Annotated in this window: 12 protein-coding genes; 9 read left to right on the top strand and 3 right to left on the bottom strand. The window is 41.5% G+C overall.

Translation table 11 applies throughout. The features are described 5' to 3' along the window. Positions 1 to 156: 156 nt before the first annotated feature. Both L6773_RS17840 and L6773_RS17835 read right to left on the bottom strand, forming a co-directional pair. The gene (locus tag L6773_RS17840; RefSeq protein WP_237855867.1) at positions 157 to 996 is read right to left on the bottom strand and encodes a hypothetical protein; all 840 of its coding nucleotides are present in this window, start codon (positions 994 to 996) and stop codon (positions 157 to 159) included. 83 nt (positions 997 to 1,079) lie between these two features. Beyond that, entirely contained in the window at positions 1,080 to 2,789 is a 1,710-nt protein-coding gene (locus L6773_RS17835) for an amidohydrolase family protein (RefSeq protein WP_237855865.1), read from the bottom strand. Positions 2,790 to 2,940: 151 nt separating this feature from the next. Here L6773_RS17835 and L6773_RS17830 point away from each other — a divergent pair, with 151 nt between their 5' ends. The 7 genes from L6773_RS17830 to L6773_RS17800 all read left to right on the top strand — a co-directional run bounded on the left by L6773_RS17830 (position 2,941) and on the right by L6773_RS17800 (position 16,313). Continuing rightward, a complete protein-coding gene (locus L6773_RS17830; protein WP_237855864.1) occupies positions 2,941 to 5,388 on the top strand; it encodes a spermidine synthase family protein in 2,448 nt (815 codons plus the stop codon). A 509-nt stretch (positions 5,389 to 5,897) separates the two neighbouring features. Then, positions 5,898 to 7,019 carry a sialidase family protein gene (locus tag L6773_RS17825; RefSeq protein WP_237855863.1) on the top strand — a complete coding sequence of 374 codons (1,122 nt, stop codon included), beginning with the start codon at positions 5,898 to 5,900 and terminating at the stop codon, positions 7,017 to 7,019. A gap of 572 nt (positions 7,020 to 7,591) precedes the next feature. Next, complete coding sequence (gene speD / locus L6773_RS17820; protein ID WP_237855862.1) at positions 7,592 to 9,445, top strand: adenosylmethionine decarboxylase; 1,854 nt, start codon at positions 7,592 to 7,594, stop codon at positions 9,443 to 9,445. A 24-nt stretch (positions 9,446 to 9,469) separates the two neighbouring features. Continuing rightward, complete coding sequence (locus L6773_RS17815; protein WP_237855861.1) at positions 9,470 to 10,921, top strand: SET domain-containing protein; 1,452 nt, start codon at positions 9,470 to 9,472, stop codon at positions 10,919 to 10,921. Between the two features lie 1,155 nt (positions 10,922 to 12,076). Next, entirely contained in the window at positions 12,077 to 13,690 is a 1,614-nt protein-coding gene (locus L6773_RS17810) for a sodium:solute symporter (RefSeq protein WP_237855860.1), read from the top strand. 56 nt (positions 13,691 to 13,746) lie between these two features. Continuing rightward, positions 13,747 to 14,985, top strand: coding sequence for an enolase C-terminal domain-like protein (locus L6773_RS17805; RefSeq protein WP_237855859.1), 1,239 nt, complete (start codon positions 13,747 to 13,749; stop codon positions 14,983 to 14,985). Between the two features lie 278 nt (positions 14,986 to 15,263). Further along, entirely contained in the window at positions 15,264 to 16,313 is a 1,050-nt protein-coding gene (locus L6773_RS17800; RefSeq protein ID WP_237855858.1) for a Gfo/Idh/MocA family protein, read from the top strand. A 25-nt stretch (positions 16,314 to 16,338) separates the two neighbouring features. On the opposite strand, the gene L6773_RS17795 is transcribed toward L6773_RS17800, so the two are convergent. Next, positions 16,339 to 17,208 (bottom strand): AraC family transcriptional regulator, encoded by an 870-nt coding sequence (locus tag L6773_RS17795; RefSeq protein WP_237855856.1) that lies wholly within the window; start codon positions 17,206 to 17,208, stop codon positions 16,339 to 16,341. 443 nt (positions 17,209 to 17,651) lie between these two features. Between L6773_RS17795 and L6773_RS17790 the strand changes: the two genes are divergently transcribed. Continuing rightward, entirely contained in the window at positions 17,652 to 20,867 is a 3,216-nt protein-coding gene (locus L6773_RS17790; protein ID WP_237855855.1) for a SusC/RagA family TonB-linked outer membrane protein, read from the top strand. Between the two features lie 12 nt (positions 20,868 to 20,879). After that, a complete protein-coding gene (locus L6773_RS17785; RefSeq protein ID WP_237855854.1) occupies positions 20,880 to 22,664 on the top strand; it encodes a RagB/SusD family nutrient uptake outer membrane protein in 1,785 nt (594 codons plus the stop codon). The last annotated feature ends 47 nt before the right edge of the window (positions 22,665 to 22,711 follow it).

Genomic DNA, 22,711 nt, shown 5'->3' with positions numbered 1-22,711 from the left:
TAAAATTTTTTCCCCAAACTGGCGCAACTGTTAAATCCGGTATTTCAAGCATAAATTGGAAAAATAATGTAGAGATTGTTTTACCGGATAAATGATTCTACTTCCAGTAAATCAAGGATGTCACTTATGCATGGTTTAGGTTTAGAGTCTGGCTGCTTAAAACCTAAAACTAATCCCCGCCTCAATGGTTTCTCGGTTTTCCAGGTAGACCGGGAATTGTCCACGGTTGTATTGAAGGTAGAGGTATTCAAAGAATTGAAGCGGACCGGATTCCCTGGGGTTGAATACATATCCTAATTCAATTGCGCTGTGAAATCCCTCATCGAGACCGTTTTCTTCGAGGGCGGGGGCGAGGTCTATGGATCGAAAATAGCGGAAATCGGGGTTGAGGAGAAAATGACCAAATCGAATAGCCCAAAATGCACGTGCATTAAATCGCTGAAACATGTCGCTGCTTTGGTTCAACTCCTCCCGAAATTCAGACTGGTAGGGAATCACAAACAGGTAGGAAAGTTCAACGACGGGTAAAAACTTCTTTGATGAATTGGTATATCTCAATTCGGCTCCCTGTTCAAAATTCTGCTCTGTAAAGGTTTGATTGGCCTCAAAGTTGGCATTAAATCCAAACCCGAGTGCTCCGTAATCCGGGCTCGCTCCGGGCTCTACACCCGGCGTAAGATCCTGGGCCTTCTTGAATGAGATCAGATAACCCAGGTAAACATCCACTTGCTGATGATTCGGATTGAGTGAAGGCTTGTTAAGCAGGCTGGCCGATGCACTCAGATCAATTTCAATAAACCTGGGAAAGCCCGTTTCAGAGGTGATTGTGTAATCTTTTTCGTAGCCGGCTTCAAGATCTACACCATATCCAATTTTATCATTGTCCATTCTGGCCAGGTTCGGTTTCACCGAAAACGACTGTGCATTCGCGATGGATGATGTAGTAAGTCCAATAATAATTGTAAAAAGGAGAGAGGTGAGTTTTTTATGAGTCATAACAAAAGTGATTTTATTCCATAAATATCAGTTGAGTAACTTTTCCCCTCCTTAAGAAGGATGGGAAAATGCCCCATTTCATTCTATTGGTCCGTACCATAATCAAAGCTGTACATCACATCGATTTGGAAGGAGAGGTCGAGGAATCGGGTTTCTCCATTACGAATCATGGTCTCAAACATTTGTCGTGCTTCATTGAGGGTCCATTCTCCCTCCAGTTCTCCTTCTGCTTCACATTGATTCACTAAATCCAACGAGAGTTTTTTGCACTCCTGGTCGAAGGCAGAGTCATCTACGAACTTGAAATCCCAGAATTTTAACTCCTGCATGGTGATAAATGCCTTTCTGGAAAACGCCTGTTCTTTCTGTTTGGAATACATTTGTGATCCCATGGCCGCGAGTACAACGAGTGCAGGATATCTCTGCAACGTCCAATTCGGATGGTCCCGTTTCACCTTGAAATCGGCATCGACCTGGTCATGCAGCCAGGAGTTGGGTTGAGCCCCCACATTCTTTCGGTTCTGTTTGTGAAACTTGATATATCGCTCGAAGTTTTCTTTCATCGGATCGATTCCCAAAAACACCTTCGCGTTGGTGGAGGCAATTCGCTCAAACTGTGGACCTGATAATTTATCCTGAAAATAGGACCAGAAGAGTTCGTCAGACATATTGAGCCGTAACAACCAGGAGTCCGTGCCAAACAAAATGCGATCCTGCACCACCGGCAAATTTAAAAGTTCGTTGATTTTTTGGAGGTAGTGCTGCTCCAGTTCCGGTTCGCCCATCATATCGGTGTGGTAGGACACATCGGCATAGACACCGCTATACTCCTCATTTTGCATCAGGTCTAAAATCTTTTTGCCCCAGGTACCTTCATCAAGACCGTTCGGGTCAGAGAAGGATTGATGTCCGTCGAAATGCGCGAAGCATATTTTCAGCGAGGGATGCTGAGCTAAAATCGGTTCCCAATGCTCGGGATTGCAGTAATCGATAAACTCCTCTTCAACATAGAAACCGGTGTGATTACAGTGCATGGTGATGGGGATATCGTGTTCTTCGCAATAGTCGTAGACCTCCATCATCTCATCACTATCCACCTGGTAGCCTAATGACGGATAGAGTTTAACCCCTACAAATCCTTTATTTTCAAGAGCATCCTTCATCAGTTCAAAATGATCGGGACGCTTTGGGTTCACCGCAAAAAACGGAAATACGCGACCCGGACGCTGCAGGCTGGCTTCCATCAGATCATCCCGTTGCTTGTGGAATCGCTGCTCGTCGCGGTTAGATTCGGTATCGCCGCGAATGTCCATCATCAACCCAACCAACGCGTCATCCACCTGCAGGTGATCGAGCAGATGATCGGTGATAGCCGTGGAACTTGGCATGAGAGCGATCCGAAGCGTTTCGTAAATATCAAAAAGGTTCGATTCGGCGTTGTCATTCGCATCGCCCCAGGCCGAGAGTGCGTTTAGAATTTGTTTGAGCGTTGCACGGCTCAGATGTTCAGCATTGATGTTGATCGCATTCAGAGCTGAAATTTTCTGAAGGTTATTCTTGGAGAAATCTTTAAAGACGTCGGTACTTAAAATCGCCCGAACAAACTCTTCCAAGAGCTGATCTTCCGTAAGGTGACGAGGTTTTTCGGAAAGATCGTAGATGAAGTTTTCAATTCCCTTCACAAGATATTCAGGTACATTTTTGTGCCGCAGCCTGTTTCCAATGGCCCGGACAGCTTCACGGGAGAGGACATTCCGAAGAGTAAAAAGGTGTGTATGCGTATTGATGTTCATAACTTGAAGGATTCTCTCAGGTTTCTATAGATATAATAGAAATTTCCGTTATTGGCAAAAATGAATCTTCATACTTATTGCTATGTTTTTAAATTTAGATAAGAGTCATGTTAAATGGTTTCTTAAATCTGGTCAGTAGCGAACGATCCAAATGGATAAAGAAACAAATGGTTTTCACCTGTTGACGGTCTTTCTGCTGTCGGTGGTCCTCGTCGCATTGCAGCTATTGTTGATGCGGGCACTCTCTGTGAGCAGCTATTATCATTTTAGCTACTTGGTGATCAGTACAGCTTTGCTTGGATTTGGTGTGAGCGGTACGTTTTTGACATTTCTTTATGATAAGCTTGCCAAACACTTCTCCAATTGGTCTCTCTTTTTCCTACTCCTGTTTTTGGTCAGTATACCCGTTTCATATTTAGCTGCAGAAACACTTCCGATCGATATCCAATACGTTCTCTTCAGCACTGAGCAGCAATTATGGCTGATGTTGTACAACATTCTGATATTCATCCCATTTTTTCTCGGTGCAGTAGTTATTGGGTTCTATCTGAGCTACTTCCAGCAGAATGCACCGGTTATTTATGGTTTTAACCTTTTTGGGAGCGGGGCTGGTGCACTCATCGCACTTTGGTTTATGTTTCAATTCCCGGCATACCAGTTGCCGGTAAAAATTACAATTGTTGCTGCATTAGCTATTGTCACTCAGCTACTGTCTGATCGAGAATACTTTTTTGGAAAAAGAAGGTCCATCGGCATTCTCTCGATTATTGCAAGTTTGGGGATTGGAATCAGTATGATCTTCTTTCAACCCGACACAAAAGTGGATCCATACAAATCCTATTATCACCTCGAGCAGCTTAAAGAGCAGGGAGATGCCCAAAAGATCTCAACCCAATACGGACCCCGTGCTCAGATTGATATTTACCAGTCAGATAAGATTCATCAAACGCTCTTTGCAGGATTACAGGCCACGGATTTACCTCCTCCGCAAATGTCGTTACTTATAGATGGAGAATCTGCCGGAAGTATTTTTAAGATCGACAGTGTTGAACAAGCTTCGATTATGGCATCCACCCCTCAATCTGTTCCGTACCGGCTCTTTGAAGCTCCCAAGGTACTTCTGTTGGGAGAAACGACCGGTAACAATATCTGGCTGGCAAAACAGTTTGGGGCCATCAAAATCACTGTCGTGCAAAACAATCCCCAGATCATTGATCTCATGACCGGTGAACTGGCTGATTCAAGTGGAGGAATTTACCTGCAACCCGAAGTCGAAATCGTAGACCTGAAGCCTCGTCTCTTTTTAAAAAGAAATCATAAGAAGTATGACATTATCCAACTCGTCAGCGGAGAATCGATGGCCTCTGGCACCCAGGGATTGCAATCGCTGAATGAAAATTTTTTACTCACTGTCGAGGGAATTCGCGAAGCGTTTTTGGATCTTACGGATGATGGCCTGATAACCATCACAAGAGGAATTCAAACTCCGCCGAGAGATAATATCAAACTATTTGCTCTGTTTGCCGAAGCACTGAAAAATGAAGGAGTTGCATATCCTTCTAATCACTTATTGCAGGCGAGAAATTACCTGGCAATGAATACCATCCTTGCGAAACGTGGCATTGATGATGAAAGATTACAGCGATACCTGGAGGCGGGCAGGCAGCAGCTCATGGATTTTGAGCATTACCCCGGAATTCAATCCGACACTCTCACACAAACTAATAAAATCAGCGGACCGGAAGGGGAGAACTATTCTTACTTCCATCATGCCGTCAAACAAATTTTAGGAGAAAGTCCGGATCTGTTATTAAATTCCTGGATCTATGATGTTGAACCTCCCACCGATAACCGACCTTACTTTAATGATTATTTCAAATGGTCGTCCATCGACCGCATCATAGAAGTGTACGGAAAGAATTGGTTTCAGCGCCTCGAGCTTGGGTATGTGGTGCTTGCTGTTACATTTGCAGAGGTCAGTCTTATAGCATTTCTGCTGATTCTTCTGCCGCTGTTCTTTATGCGTCAGAAGCTGTCAAATCTTGAAAATAAACTCCCCACATTTATTCATTTTGGGGCTATTGGCGTTGGATTTATGTTTTTGGAGATGGTATTCATTCAGCAGTTTACCAACTTTATGGGCGATCCTATTTATAGCGTTGCGGTGGTCATGACGGCCATATTGGTCTTTTCAGGAGTCGGAAGCAGCATACAGAAGAAACTGCCATGGCCGCCGATTTCCCGGATTCGATACGCGGGTCTGTCAGTTATGGCAATAGCAATATTATTCCTGTTTTTGCTTGATCCGATCTTATCTCTTTTTGTGGGTTATTCCCTTTGGACACGATTTGTTGTTACACTTGTGTTGCTGTTTCCGCTCACATTTATGCTGGGCTGGATGTTTGTATCAGGGATAGGAGTGTTGGAGAGTCGATCCCCAAAATTAGTACCCTGGGCTTGGGGGATTAACGGGTTTGCCTCTGTGATAGCAGCTCCACTGGCTGTCATGCTGTCCATGTCAGTTGGTTTCAAAATGGTGGTGCTGATGGCGGCAGGTTGCTACGGAGTAGCCGTCTTGAATAACAGGTTATGGAGATGATTTGTTGAATTCACTGAAAACAAAATATTTAGATTTTTTCAATCGGGTTTCCAATTTTGTTTAGTCAAAGTGTAGAATAAATTCTATGGAGGAAACCGTCTTGTAGCCTTTACTTTCACTTCTAAATTGTGGTTGGAGTTTCTTCAATTTGGCTAACCGCAGGTTTCGATACAGATGGTATTTTTGAAGATGGACTGAAGGATGTATTATGCAATGGGAATAGGCCAAAGCTTGAACGTAAAGTTGCAGTTAGCTGCGTCTGTAGTATAAAAATGCTTCATTGGAATTTCTCAAAATATCATCATCCGATAAATATAGGGTCATGAATAAAATCAAGTCTTTATTTGAGTAAAGAAAAAAATTTATTATCAAAAAATAGTAAACAGAGATTTAAGTATAAGTTTTTAACAATTATTCAGACACTATTGTACGACTTCAATTAAAAAACAGTAAGGTTTGAAAAACATATGACCTTATTTGGAATAAAACTTTTAGAAATGGTTATATAAATGCAAAACAAACACTCTCTCTTGGTATTACTGATACTACTTTACTTCATCTCTTGCAGTCAGCCTGCCGAGAATCCCTTTTTGGGGGATCGAGAGGAACATTTTGAAGTGCTCCAACTTTTTGAAGATGAACGATTCCCTAATATTGTAGTGGCAAAAGACGGCACTCTCATCGCAACCTGGGGAAGTACTCGTTACCAGGTTCGCCGAAGTGAGGATGGCGGGAAAACCTGGGGAGAGATAAATGTGATAGCAGAGCCGGGATTCCAGGGAGGAGGAACCGTTGTTGATGAACAATCAGGCGATATTTTAGCCTTTGTTGAAGAGGGCCATCCACCTTCACCATTAACAATGTACCGGAGTACGGACCAGGGACGCACCTGGGAGCCGGAAGAGATCGTCATTCATCCGGATGATAATGGCAATATTCCCTCCATGCACATGAATGAACATGGCATTACGCTACGGTCCGGGGCTCATCAAGGCCGTCTGATCCGTCCATCTCGTTTTTATGGGGAATCGAATGATCGGGAGCATTGGTCAACTCACTATACAAATGCGATCTTCAGCGATGACGGCGGGAAAACGTGGCATACCAGTTCTCCATTTCCGGTTAACGGTACCGGCGAAGCTGCATTGGTGGAGCTTTCAGACGGCCGAATTTATTATAACTCACGTCGCCACTATTCTGATGATCGTTTCAATCCGCGTATGCGGCATATCGCCTGGAGTGATGATGGCGGAGAGACGTGGGAAGATCTTTCTGTAAGTAAAGAATTACCTGATGGAGATCAAAGTTCAGACTATGGTCTTATGGCGGGATTGGTACGACTACCGGTGGAGGGTCACGATATTCTCCTTTACAGCAATATCGAATCAGACAGCGGCCGAAAAAATGGAGTGGTCTGGGCCAGTTTCGACGGCGGAGAAACATGGCCGGTAAAGCGGGTCGTGGTGGAGAGCTCATTTGCTTACTCATCCATGGCCACAGGACGTGAAAATACCGCATCCGAGGGGCAAATTTACCTTTTTTATGAGGGAGACGGCGGAGGAAACATTGCACGGTTTAACCTGGCATGGGTCACGAAAGGACGTGACTGGCGAGAATTATTACAGGAGTAAGAGCTGGTTTAAACCTGCTACATTGTTTTAGTCTAGGTGTACGATGCTTATGACTATAGATTCGGGAAGTGGCATCTCTTTTTTCTTGATTTTCCCTAACCGATATCGGTTTACATCCATCGAGAGATAGTATAACTGATTCATTTCTATTGGTAATTTTACATTAGCAAATTAGAAACAGTTCGTAATAATTCTACATGGAAAACATTAATAGCCTTATCTCAGTTTTCTTAATTTGAAAGACAAGAAGCTTAATCCTTATTAAACTTTTCGACCTCTTCAAATATGCTTTCCATATACGTTATATAGATGAGCAAAGTCAACGATCTGCTATGAAATCATTACTGAGATGGTGTAATTATTCAAACAATATGGTACGGTTGAGTACCAATTTTTAATAGCGATTTTATGGGTACTTATTAAATCTGGATTAGTGTAAATATATGTAGACTCTAAATAAGAGTTGCCATTTTGAGAATCATCCTAACGACTTTTAGTTGGTGAAATTTATAGATTACTAACTTTATTAATTGGTATGTTAAAAGTATAGTTGGCAAAAGGACTGAGGGAAAATGTATTGTAGCCAAATTGACCAGACTCGTACAATTGTGACTGCAAAACAGACTTCTCTGTATCGCATTGTAACTGAGGATCAGAATAACTGGCATCTTGTTGCAAATCGACCAATACTTCGGGGTGAGATCTTGTCTCTTACAGACTTTTCTTCTCTCATCTATGTTGGTGATGCTAATTTTGTTGATGTTATCCTTGAGGGAACAGAGGAGAGGAAACGAATTTTCAGAGCCATATCTGCCGTTCCGGCCAGTGCGAGTTGTGTGCCTGATACACTTGAAATCCCGTGGTGTTTTATGAACCATTCTTGTGAACCGAACACACATGACCGCTGGAATTTTTTGGATCAAGCTAAGCTCAACTCTGCCGATACAATTGCAATAAGGGATATTGCGGAGGGGGAAGAGCTGACATACGATTATGATATGGAGCACTATAATTACAGGGCCCCGTTTGAGTGTCAGTGCGGTGCCGATTCATGTCGTGGTATGATACGTGGCTTTAGCAGTTTGGAAGACGAGTATCAGGAAAAATTGATATTTCAAGCATCTCCTTTTGTGCAGGAGAGATATAAACGAACGAAACCAAGAGGAAACGTGGACATGAACCCAAGAGGACAGCATATCGTAATTGATTACTGGAGTTGCGATGCAAACATTTTGAATGACGAGAAGCAGCTAACACAGCTCTTGATTGACGGAGCAGAAGCTGCCAACGCAAAGATTATTTCTATAGAATCCTACCCGTTTGAACACCAGGGAGTAACTGCGATCGCCCTTCTTGCTGAATCCCATATTTCCATTCACACGTGGCCTTCACATGGATACGCAGGTGTGGATATTTACACATGTGGGAATAGTTATCCGATGAAAGCACATGAAACCTTGGTTAAGGCACTATCACCCGGACACACAGAGATTGTAAAACTGGCGCGTGGAGGGATTGACTCTCCACATTCAATCACGGCAGCACCTGATAAGCCATTGCTCCGCTCCGGTCTGTCAGTAGACAGAGAAAGCTTTGTGGAGGGCACCGTTCCCGGGAGACGGCATGGGCATATCAATCATGGTTTCCATATCACTGAACTCATTTTCAAAGAGAGTACACCGTATCAGGAATGCCTGATTTTTGACAATCCGGTGTACGGGCGCGTTCTCGTTCTGGACGGAATTGTGCAGCTTTCAACTTTCGATGAACACATCTACCATGAGATGCTTGTGCATCCACCTATGTTTGCCCATGCCGAGCCAAAAAGAGTTTGTATTGTGGGAGGAGGAGACGGCGGTACCCTGCGTGAAGTTCTCAAACACAACCCGAAAGAAGTCGTGATGATTGATATTGATGAACAGTTTGTTCGTGCAGCCGCAAAATATCTCCCTAGCCTGAGTAATGGCTCATTCGAAGATCCACGGGTTACCCTGCTTTTCGAGGATGCAAGTGAAGCGCTCAAAGAGTATGAGGATACATTTGATGTAGCCATTATTGACTGCAATGATGCCATTGGGCCTTCGGAGGTACTTTTTGAAGAAGATTTTTATGAAACTGTTTCCCGTACCTTGAAAAGTGATGGCATCTCCTCCATCCAGGTGGGTTCAATACTGGATGTGGAATTTATTCAGCAAACGAGGGATCGAATTGGCGCCCATTTGGGATACACAAGTGGATTTAGACTTACGATGCCCAGTTACCATTGCGGCGAGTACATATTCATGGTTGCATCCAAAAATTTGAATCCGTCAGGCCCCGATTCCGATACTCTTAAAGTACTCCGGGATCGGCGTGCTATTCGTACAAAGCACTGGTCTCCTGCTATCCATCACGCAAGCCAGGTTCTTCCAAAACAGTTGCAGTAAAAATTCAGGAAAGGAGGGTCCCTTATGTTGCATCCGGCAATCGAAATAAGGAAAAAAGGAACCATTCACGGGAATGGACTCTTTACAAACCAATTGATTTCAAAAGGAGAGATGGTTTGGCAATTGGATGTGCCAACCTATTCATGGAAAGAGATTGAGGCATTCGATAATAAACGCCGTAAAGCTTTTGACCAATATGGTTTTCAATGTGGTGTTGATCGCTTTTCTTTGCCGGAACCGGATGATATCTCACGAGAAGCGAATCACTCGTGTGATCCGAATACGTGGTGGGGTGGCAGTTATTCTCTTGTAGCTCTGCGTGATATCCACCCCGATGAAGAAATAACATACGATTACTCTACCTGTGATATCGATATTGCTCTTGAGATGAAATGTAATTGTGGAGCCCCTTGTTGCCGGAAAATCATAACAAACCGTGACTATCTTGCCCCTGAATGGCAGGAGCAGTATGGATTGAACTTGCCAACGCACGTTCTGAGCGCTATTGAACGTGCTGGAAATATGAATGCTGAACACTCAAATCAGCAAGTTTATAAGGGTAGTACTCCACTTCCCGATAGAAAAACAATATTGATTCTTCGCCATAGAGAGTCTAAACCGATGAAATATTCCGTTGATCATTATGCTTTGCGCTGGAGAGATGCCGGCCACCGAGTTATTTACCATATTGGGCCGGATGATATGCCCGAAGCCGATGTTGTAATTCTTAGTATCGACCTTACCATAATGCCAAAGGAATACATTGGACTCATCCAGAAATACCCTTTGGTAATCAATGGGCAAATTCTGGATATTTCGAGACGAAGATTCAGCGAGTTGATACTTTCAAAAAGCACCGATTATTCAGGGCCCGTAATCATCAAAACAGATGCAAATTATGGGGGTCTTGCCGAGTATGAATATTTGAACCGTGAAGACTTGACCGGCTATCTTTCTTCCACTTTGAATTCTATAATAAAACGTACACGTATTGGCAAAGCTATTAAATGGGTGAAGAGCAGAAACATCTTTCGCAAATGGGATACAGTTGAGACCCTGAATCCTTTGGAATACCCCATCCTTGAAGATATATCAGATGTTCCAGACAGTGTCTGGGAAAACAAAAACCTGGTTGTCGAACGCTTTATCGCTAATTCTGAAGATGGATTATTTTATACAAATTATTGTGTTTTTTTTGGAGATAAAGAAATCGCAGGTCGGTTAGCTTCGACTAGTCCAATCGTAAAATTCGGAAATGCTGTTTCGGATAAAGAAACTCCAATTCCGGATGAAGTAAGACAGTGGAGAGAAGATCTTAATATTGATTATGGCCGTTTTGATTACGTTGAAGCGGATGGAAAGCTCTTTCTGATTGATGTTAATAAGACAGAGGGTGGCAGTCAAACAAACTATCAATACCCAAAGGAAATGGACTTTTTGGCATCTGGTTTAGAGTTTTTTATAGGAAGCGAATAAGCTTCATATGTGTAGTTACAAAGAAAAAGTTCGAAAGGGCTGGCTTTGGTCAACTATTGAACCTGTAAGGCCTCCGCTAATTTTTTAACTACACAGATTGTTCCTAATAAGGTTTATCAATTGCTTTAAAAGTGAGTGTTGGTTTTGGTAAAGTCTTGACGGCCCATTCATTCAAACCAAAGCATCTTTCCAAATGTGCTCCATTCTTTATGTACCCGGGATTGACTGGCACATTTTAACGATATTCAACAAGCAGATGCCGCGCGAACGCTTCCGAATAGATCAGGAATAAGAAATGATTTACCGGTTTACTGGTAGAATTGATTGATTCTTATTAAAAGGGTAGTGGAATAGCTGTATGGAAATTCTGAATAATTTTGGGCAAATCTATTCAATTAGAAATCATGAGTTGATTAGGAAGAACTCTATAGAAACAACAGTTACAGGGGCGACAGTCAAGAGCACAACCAACTATGGGACTCAAACATAGTTTATGCTGCAAAACCTGATCATCATTTTAAATATTAGATCACAGTATTGTCGCAAATTCGGATTTATTGAAATCGGATTTTTAGAGACTTTAAGTGATGTTTTACAAATTTTATGCGGGTATAGCGGGTTAACAGTACTGAATGAGTGCATTTTTTAAAATATTTGGCATATAGCCATCGCCAAAATTTCTAATTAATTGAATATTCATGTCGATGTTGGCCGGAATGAATATGTATTTATATATACTGGCTGGCGTGATAAAAGGCGATGCGGCTCAACTGTATCTGCTGGCCATCTGTAGTAACGATTATTTGTTCGTTTTTGAGGACTCAGGGATCGATCGAATCGGCTATATCGTCTTCTCCGGTCGGATGCCAGAAGGCATTGTCTCTTTGACGGGAGTTGCTCCTTTAAAATATCTGCAGACTACTAAGAATTCGAAAATATGAAAAAATAACACAGGGGGTTTATTGATTCCAACCAAGGGTTTAAAACCCTGCACTCTAGTGTTTAAAAATCTATGAGGCAAAATGAGTGTTAATAATAGTCCATGAAATGGTAGACAAATTTATCTGTGCCATTATATTTAAGATTGATTTCTTATTAATTGGAAGACCACTTTGCAATAATGCACCCTAAAAATTTTTTAGTAATTAATCATAAGTGAGTACTATCTCTGGTATAGATATCGCGGTAATCGTTATCTACCTGGCAGCCATCCTTGGAGTTGGTTTGTGGATTGTCCGTAAAAAGAAAATGAATGCAGAGGGCTATTTCCTTGCTGGGCATTCCTTAAAATGGCCGGCGATCGGGGCGGCTTTATTTGCCTCAAACATCTCTACCGTACACTTAGTGGGTTTGGCAGCTTCAGGATATAATGACGGTCTGGTTTGGGGAAATTACGAATGGATGGCCGTATTTGTGTTGATTTTGCTCGCCCTGGTCTTCTCACCCTTTTACTTCAAAAATAAAATCTCCACGCTTCCTGAATTCCTCGAAAAGCGATATGGGCGATTCGCAAGGATGTGCCTTGCATGTCTTGGAATTTTAGGCGCTCTTTTTATCCATATCGGTGTAAGTCTCTATGCAGGAGCCGTGGTTTTTGAGAATTTGTTCGGAATTAATATTTATGTATCCATATTCTTAATCTCCGGGGTAACTGCTATTTATACAGTTATTGGTGGACTTGAATCCGTTGTTATTACAGAGACAATTCAAACTGTTATTCTCATTACCGGCTCGTTGATGTTAACAATTTTGGGAATTATGGCACTGCCGGATCAGGGGATTACTAACTGGACGGAATTGAAAGAGGCTGTTAAGCCGGAGCAGTTAAGTATCATACCGACGGCAAATAATTCCTCAGGATTAAGCTGGCAGGCAATTTTGCTTGGTTATCCTGTATTGGGAATATGGTACTGGTGTGCAGACCAAACCATCGTTCAGCGAGTATTGGGAGCAGAGACGTTAAAAGATGCGAAAGTTGGACCTATTTTTGCAGGATTCTTAAAAATCTTGCCGGTCTTTATCATGGTTTTACCGGGTGTATTAGGCTATGTATTGTTTAGCGATCTGATTGTGGAGGCTGATGATACACTGTTAGTCTTGATTACAGAACTGATGCCGGTTGGATTGATCGGACTTATGTCTGCTGCTCTGCTTGCTGCTTTGATGAGTACAATAGCTGCTGCTTTGAACAGTGCCGGGACCCTCGTATCTATCGATATATTCAAAACTATCAAACCGGATATTAGTGATAGAAAACAGGTATTAATCGGACGAATCACAGCCGTGGTTGTGATGGTTATTGCCATTTTATGGTCACCCATTATCGCAAAGTTCGATAGTATATTTGAAGCAATTAATATACTTCTAACGGTGATATCACCCCCCATATCGGCTGTATTTATATGGGGAGTGTTTTGGAAAAGAGGTAACAACCCTGCTGCGATAGCTACTTTTGCAGGAGGATTTGTTTTAGGCTTAATTGCTTTTCTGATTGATTTTCCAATCATCGGGGATACTAAACTAATTACAGAAGGTCTTGGAATCTCGTTTATGATGCAGGCCTGGTGGTTATTTGTAGCGTGCTCGGCAATATTTGTGGGTACCAGTTTACTGACAAAAGAACCGGACTATGAAAAAATCCAAGATTACACACTGGATTCCCCTGCGGCATTTTTAAAGGATTATAGACGAAAAGAAAGTAAAGATTCGATGATACTTTCAATTCTGCTAATTGTAATCATGGCCATTCTGTATGGATCATTTAGTTAAGATTGAAAGTCTCAAATCGATTATTTTAAATTATTTAAAAGTAAGATATTGAAACAATGAAGCATAGCCCAGCAGTCATAAAAGAGTGTCTGACCGATGATATCCGGTTTGATTTAAAGAATGGGGATGGATCGGATGCTGTAAATAAAAAACCTCAATATGCATATGCGGTATGCTATTTAACTACAGAGGACAGTATAACCGGTACAGGTTTTGCAATGACCCTTGGAACCGGTAACGAGTTAGTTTGCCAGGCGATTGAATACCTTAAAACATTCATAGAGGGAAAAGAGATTGAAGAGTTGATGTCTGACTTCGGAAATATTTTTCGGCAGATGTCAAATGCTCCAAACCTGAGATGGCTGGGACCTCATAAAGGAATCATTCACCTTGCTTTGGCTTCAGTAACGAATGCCTGCTTTGATTTATGGGCCAAATCCAGAGGTGTTCCTCTTTGGAAGCTGCTGATTGATCTTTCCCCTGAAGAGGTTTTAAATGTATTGGATTTATCTTATGTCGAAGAGGTGATTACTAGCAACGATGTTATTGATATTATTGCGAGTAATAAACTCAGTAGCCGTTCCATCGATAAGATTTTGAAAACCGGTTATCGTGGTTACGATACATCCGCCGGTTGGTTTAACTATAGCAATGCCAGAATAGAGGATAAAGTTAAAGAATCGGTTGACCAGGGATTCACAGCATTTAAGCTAAAGGTGGGATCTGAAGATCAGCAACGGGATGTAAAACGAGCACATTTAGTTCGTGAAACAGCGGGTGAATCAGCACAGATCATGCTGGATGCCAATCAGCGTTGGTCATTTACGCAAGCAGTTGAATTTTGTCAGAGACTCAATGGAATTAAACCCTACTGGGTTGAAGAACCCACTCATCCGGACGATATTTACGCTCATGTGAAGTTAGCTGAGGCAATTGATCCTTTGAAATTGGCGATGGGAGAACATATTCCCAACCGGGTCATCTTTAAAAATTATTTACAGTCGGGATCTATGAGTTTTAATCAAGCTGATGCAGTGAGGGTGGGGGGTATTTCAGAATTTATAACGATTAGTTTGATGTCGAAGAAGTTTAATATCCCAATGGTCCCCCATGTAGGTGATATGGGCCAAATCCATCAGCATCTGGTACTTTTTAATCAAATATCTTTAGGTCACGATTCACTATTTTTAGAGTATATTCCACATTTAAAAAGTTATTACAAATTTCCTGCACGTCTTAAGGACGGTTACTATCAAGTACCACAGGAACCGGGTGCGAGTACCGACTTTAAATGATCAGAAAAATCATTAACAATTACATTTCTACCAGTTGAATTTACAAAGCTATAGTCGTATTCATTATATGAAGCATGTTTTATATGCTGATCATCCACCTGAGTCCCCCTTCGACCTGTGCTCCGAAGCCTCTCCTTCGCACAAGGCTACGGTGAGCATGTTTGGCATAGGATGTAAGGGGAATAGAGGAATGACATAAGCTAGAAAAAGCTCATTTCAGATAACTATAGGGTTTTATTTCTTACAATCTTAACCGGTAAACGCGTCAACAATTATTAATGGATTTCCTGCCAAATAAAAAAAAATCGATTGCTATCATTGGAGCAGGTGGAATCGTTAAAGATGCCCATCTGCCGGCGTACCAAAATGCGGGTTTTGATGTAGCCGTCATTTACGATTTAAATAAGGAAAAAGCAGAGATATTAGCTGAACAATTTAACATTTCAAAAGCAGCTCAAACTCTGGATGAATTCCATGACATTGCTAACGAAAAAGACTGTGTCTTTGATTTAGCAGTTCCTGCCAATGCAATACTTGATGTTTTATCTACTCTTCCAGACAAATCAGGCGTATTGATTCAAAAACCATTGGGAGAGAATCTAACACAAGCCAAGAAGATTTTTAATCTCTGTGAGAAAAAAGAGATAACAGCGGGTGTGAATTTTCAGCTGAGACAGGCTCCCTTTATTTGCCAGGCTAAACAGATGATTGAAACGGGAGAGATTGGTGAGTTACATGATATCGATATAAAAATGACAGTTTATACTCCCTGGCACTTGTGGGATTTTTTATATGAGTTACCGCGAGTAGAAATTTTGTATCACAGTGTGCACTATATCGATTTGGTTCGATACTTTTTTGGGAACCCGAAAAGTGTTTATGCCAGGACGATAAAACACCCTAAAATGAAGGATTTAGCAAGTACAAAATCCAACATCTATATGGATTACGGGAAGCTTAAAAGGGCTGCAATCAATACCAATCACGGACATGATTTCGGACCTGAGCATCAAGAATCGTACATCAAATTTGAGGGAACACAGGGTGCAATAAAGATACAAGTTGGTGTAAATCTCGATTATCCAAAGGGACGTGAAGATCAATTCGAATACAATAAACTATCTGACCAAAAAGGATGGCAAAGGAAAGAAATTGATGGCTCGTGGTTCCCGGATGCTTTTATTGGTCCCATGGCAGGGCTCATGAAAAAGTTGGAAGATCCACACTATGAATACCCCAATTCAATTAGTGATGCTGTTGAAACAATGAAAGTAGTAGAGACAGCCTATTTATCGAGTGAAAAGGACGGTAGAACCATTAACGAATGAGTCTGATAATTCTAATAAAACGTACTCAATCGATATTTGTATAGAGTTTAATATACTGCGAAGGTGTTACCCCTTTGAAGGATTTAAATTTTCTGTTGAAGTGTGTGACGTTGTTATAACCTGACCTATAGCAGACTTCTGAGATATTATACTTCTGTTGTATAAGCAATTTACAAGCATACCCAATTCGGATCTCGTTGACATATCGGGTAAGTGTTTTTTTGTGTACTCGTTTAAAATAACGACTGAAAGATGAGGACTCCATATTTGCCAATTCAGCAGCTTTATCTAAAGAGATTTGATCTCTAAAATTACTTCGTATGTATTCATAGACCCGGAAAATTTTATCGTCTTTCTTTCTTTCAAAAGATGTTACAAAGCCCGGGCTTGCCAGGTATTCAAAATATTTTGTGGTTGCTAATTTTAAAAGCATTTCAAGCACTTTAATCAATTTAGAACCTTCACTTTCTGCATAGATGGTTTCAACATTTTCAATGAACAGATCAGTGTCATCAATGTTGAATTTTATCCCCCGGTTTGCTTCTTCAAAAAGTTTTCTCACAAACTGCATCTCCGGAATATTTGAAATATTATCCAAAAAATGTTCATGAAAATGAAACCCATGGCATCGTGCTCGCAGTGTGGATTCTTCATCAAAATAGATATCATCATTTAGCCAGAGATGTGGCAGGTTTTTTCCGATTAATACAACATCTCCGGGCCCAAACTTTTCTATACTATCGCCGATAAATCTAGTACCGGTACTTTCCAGAATCAGAATAAGCTCTACTTCCGGATGATAATGCCAAACCTTTAGAAAGTTTTTGAAATCATATTTCCTGAGACGAAAGGAACTGTTCTGGTAAATAGTACGACTGATAGCCTGAGCTTTCATAAGATTAAATGAGATGATCGTTCGATGGACAATATTAGTATTTCAATAACTTCATTCAAGTAATAAGTCTAGATATTTGCAAAATAAGTGCTATAAAGTGGAGATTCACTAACCTTTTGTGAGTGACAAAAGAATTTCAGGATTTCGGTCTTTGCATTATTTCTCAGAGTAACAAGTGAATTTACTTTCTGTACGTGTCTGAGAAAAGATTTTATATGAGCCAAATAATTCTAAGCTGATCACTTGTTTTTTGAAAGCATTTCAGGATGGGAAGGGTTTAAAAAAAATAGAAATGCAAAATAAGTGTAAGACATAACCAAATGGCTTGTAGAAAAACGTAATGAATTTAGGAATTATAATGCAGGATATGACTTAGACCTCAGAAGGAAGGTTCTAGAAAGATCCGGGATAAATAGGTTTCATTTAAATAAAAGCCAAAGAATATGATAAAAGAAAAAAGGATACTATTGGCAATACTTTTCATTGGTTTGCCCTTGATTGTTTCTGCACAGATCAAACAAGCTACACCTGATTTGGCGCAGGAATGGATAACAGAAGCGAATACGCTGAATAATACAAGTGCCCAGGTGGAAGCGCTTACCGGTACGGTCGTTGATGGCGAATCTGGTGAGCCGCTGCCGGGTGTAAACATTTTATTGAAAGGTACCAGCAGGGGGACTTCAACAAATGTAGATGGAGAGTTCGAATTGGAGGTTGAATCTCTGCAGGATACGTTGATTGTATCTTTTATTGGTTATCAAACTATGGAAGTTCCTGTTAATGGACAAAGTGAATTAACTATTTCGCTACATCCAGAAGCAGTTTTAGGGGAAGAATTGGTAGTAGTAGGATATGGAACTCAGAGAAGAGAAAACCTTACTGGATCAATTTCAACCATCAATAGTGAGGAAATTGACAATGTACCGGTAGCCAATTTAGGCCAATCATTAGCGGGGAAAGCAACAGGACTATTTGTTAAAGAGAACACAGGAAAACCCGGATCAGCTCCATCCATAAATATTCGGAATTTTGGTAATCCACTCGTCATTGTTGATGGAGTGGAGCAAGCAAATTTTACCAGTATTGACCCGAGCGAGGTTCAGTCATTTTCAGTTTTAAAGGATGCGTCAGCTGCTATTTACGGTTCTAAAGCAGGAAATGGAGTAATATTAATAACTACGAAGAAGGGCAGGTCGAACACTCCTATTGTTAATTATGGAAGTTCTTTATCAGTGCAGCGTCCCACAGCTTATCCAGAATTTTTGAGTACTTGGGACTTTGCAAGGGCGAGTAATGATATTACAGACTATCAGAGAGAGGTCAGAGAACGAAATGGAGAAGAGTATTCATACTCTGCCTGGAATCCCATTCCGGGGTTTGACGGCCCCTATTCAGAGTCTGATATCCAGGCTATGAAAAATGGCGCTCTTCCCAATACCAACTGGGTGGATGTGGCATTAAATGATTGGTCTCCCATGCAGAATCATAATATTAATGTATCAGGAAGAAATGAGATCATTGGCTATTTCGTATCTGGTGCTTACAATAAGCACCAGGGAATGTACCAATCAGGAGATGCCAGTAACGACCGTTACAACATTCGCTCGAATGTAGATGTACAAGTGAATGAGGATTTGAATATTGCAATGAACTTATCTCTGAGAAATACGGATACCCGAGATACATATGTCGGAACCGATCAAATTTGGATGTCTTTACGCCCATCCATGCCATTCTATCCAGCTTCTTATCCAGATCCGAATCGAATACCGTACTCTGGATGGGATGCAAACAATGTTCTCAATACAACGGACGCCAGCAGGTCAGGTTATCACAGAGTACAGCGACAATATTTTACTGGTTCCCTCGAGGCCAGTTATGAAATCCCATTTGTTGAAGGTTTAGCTGCGAGAGCAAAGGCATACTATGTAGGAGATAACCGTGATTTGAAAAGGTGGGGAACTCCGTACACAACCTGGCGATATGATGAATCTACAGATACATATTTCAACCCAATCACTCAGAACCAGGATTATGACTTAGTTGATGAACGCTATGAGAATCGTCGAATTACGTTTCAGGGAATGTTGGAATATGAAAATTCATTTGGCTCATTTGGAGATCACACTGTTAAATTACTTGGACTCTATGAAACCATTGATTTTAAGTCAGACCAAATTGAAGGGAATATAAAAGGATTTATTTCTCCTGCAGTTGACCAAATATTTGCCGGAAATAGTGAAACACAAACTCTGTTCGGCACAGCTTACGAAGAAGGTAATGTAAGTTATGCAGGTAGATTAAACTACGATTACAGAGGTAAATACCTGTTTGATGCAACCGTTCGTGTGGATGGATCTTCGAGATTTGCACCGGGTGTACGATGGGGTACATTTCCAAGTTTTGGCGTCGGCTGGCGTATATCGGAAGAGGATTTCTTTCAAGATATGACAAATCTATTTGATGACTTAAAGATACGAGCATCCTATAGTGAAACTGGATACGACCGCAATGCAGCTGCTTACCAATATTTAACAACCTATTCATTTTCAGGAACGCATGTATTTGGTGGAACTCCTCAGACGGGGCTTTCACCGGATGGATTGGTGAACACAGGAATTACTTGGGAGACTATGAATACATATAACGCCGGTCTCGAATTCTCAATACTGGAAGGATTGTTCGGAATGGAGGTTGACTATTTCTATCGGTTAAGAGATGGAATATTGACTACCCGGGAAACCACTCTGCCCAATACGTTTGGTGCTTCACTCCCACAGGAAAATCTTAATTCAATCGATAACCGGGGTATTGAAGTAGTGTTGAACCACTTTAATCAGATCAACGATTTCAGTTACTCATTATCAACAAACTTCTCCTGGACTCGAGCCAAGTACAAAGACATCGAAGAGCAAGATTTTGAGGATGAGGATCTTCGTAGGTTGAATGAATTGAGCGGAAGGTGGCAAAATCTTCGCTTCGGTTATGAAACGGACGGATTTCTAACAGAAGAGGATCTGAATTATGAGTCATCCGGTATCAATTACGACCAGTCTTCTACTCCAAATAGTACTTTGGCTCCGGGTATGCCGAAATACGTTGATCAAAATGGTGATGGCGTAATCGACTGGAGAGACCAGGTTCGAATCGGTAAGGGCGCAACTCCCGAAATCGCTTTCGGTTTCACGGCAAATGCGAACTATAAAAACTTCGACATGAGCATGCTCTGGCAAGGAGCTACAGGTTATGACATAGCTCTGCAAGATCATATGAGGTACCCGGTTGGGGGTGGCCAGGATGGAGGTAATATTCCGCAGTTCTTATTTGATGGCAGATGGACTCCTGATAATACAAATTCAAGATTTCCGAGATTATCAGACAACAATACCTATCTGGGAGCTTCCTCAGATATGTTCCTTTTTTCAGCAGGTTATGTACGATTAAAGAACGTAACGGTTGGATATAGTCTTCCGAACAGTCTGTTAACCAGGGTACGAGGTATTTCTGATCTAAGAGTACATCTGTCAGGATATAATCTGCTGACATTCAATAAACTCTCAGAGTTTAATATCGATCCTGAAAGCGGTGGGAACTACAACGGTAGATACTACCCGCAGTTTAAATCCTTCTCAATTGGAATCGACCTCACAATTCAATAAAAAGTTAGAACAATGGTAAAAAGAAAATTAGTTATATACAGTTTAGTAATCTTTTTGGTAGGTATTGCGTGTCAGGATTCTGTTTTAAACAACAAACCGCTTGACAAAATATCCGAGTCAGACGTGTTTACAAGTGCTCCTCTTTCTGATGCAGCACTAACCAAGTTATACGACGATACCCGGTTCAAGTATTTTGGTGGAACCTGGGCTTATGAATATATCAAGGAGATGCTCCTTGGAGGTGAATTAAGAGATCGAGGTAATTGGTATGGAGAAGCCAACTGGGTAGATCATCAATTAATGGACGATACCCGGGAAGGTATCGTAGGAATGTGGCAATACAATCATATTCGAAACCTCAATGAATTCATCGAGAAACTGAGTAATGCGAATAACGTTCAGGGAATGGATGAAGATGTAAAAAATCACCGCCTTGCTGAGGCACGGTTTCTGAGGGCATTTACATACTTTGAGATGGTAAAAAGGTATGGTGGTGTTCCACTCATAACCGAAACTCAAAGAATTCCAGCCGATGGAGATTACAGTGACCTGATGGTTGAAAGAAATAGTGAAAAAGAGGTCTATGATTTCGTCTATGATGAGCTGGTAGACATTGCTGGTGTACTGGGCGGCAACGGTGAAGTTGAAGTAGGCCGGGCCAATAAATATGTAGCATGGGCATTAGCGTCCAAAGCGATGTTGTATGCCGGCAGTATTGCGAAATATGGTGAGGAGCAACTGAACGGTTTACTGGGTTTTCCAGCAAGCGAAGCGAATGACTACTACCAGAAAGCATATGATGCCGCTAAAAAAGTGCAGGAAGGGGGTTATGCTCTATACAATGCCGAATCAGACAAAGCAACAAACTATCAAATGCTATTTCTGGATGAGGACAATGAAGAGATTATATTCTCTGTGAAGTACAACGGGCTCGGGAATAAAGGACACGGTTTCTCGGCACTATTTTGGCCAGGAGGCGATTCCAGGGTAACCTGGGGTGCAGAGGGAATGGTGTTTCTGGACGTAGCACTGATGTACGATTATACCGACGGAAGAAAAGGAACTGAAGACCGCGCAGTTCTTGAAAGCAACCAGCTTGTTGACTTTAATGAACTCTGGGCAGATAAAGATCCCCGATTCCACGCATCTGTATTATACCCCGGGGCAAAATTTGCAGGGTATCCAACCTATGCTCATGACGGAACCTATGTAAATGGAGAACTCGTAACGGAGCAACAAGTAGTGGGTGAATATGATGGATTCGACTGGTTGGGAATCTCCCCATGGACCCGATTCCACAACAGAACCGGATTTACCATTAAGAAATTTTTGAATGAACCACGCGGCACACAAGTTACATTTGGCGAAAGTGAAGTTGACTGGATTATATTTCGGTATGGTGAAGTACTGCTAAACCTGGCAGAGGCTGCCTATGAATTGGGTAACACAGGTGAAGCTTTAGATGCCATTAACCAGGTAAGATCCCGGGCCGGAATGCCTAACCTCAACTCTTTAACATTGGATGATATTATCCATGAACGAGATGTTGAACTGATGTTTGAAGGCCATAAATATTGGGATTACAGACGATGGAGAATTGCCGAAGAAAGGTTAAGCGAATCCAGAAGCGGCGTGAAGGTATTGTTTGACTGGGAAACAAAAAAATATGAAGTGAACGTACTGGATAGCCAAGATCGACGAGAGCGTTATTTTGGTCCTGAGCACTACTACATGCCAATTACAGTTGACCGATTGAGTAACAATCCGAACCTGGCACCCGAAAATCCAGGATACTAACAGTTATCATTGTCGCTAAAATTACCTCGCAATTATAAATTGCGGGG

It is taken from the genome of Rhodohalobacter sulfatireducens (assembly GCF_022012475.1).
Lineage (GTDB): Bacteria > Bacteroidota > Rhodothermia > Balneolales > Balneolaceae > Rhodohalobacter > Rhodohalobacter sulfatireducens.
Note: the sequence above shows the minus strand (reverse complement) of the source record. Positions and strands in the feature narration are given on the sequence as shown.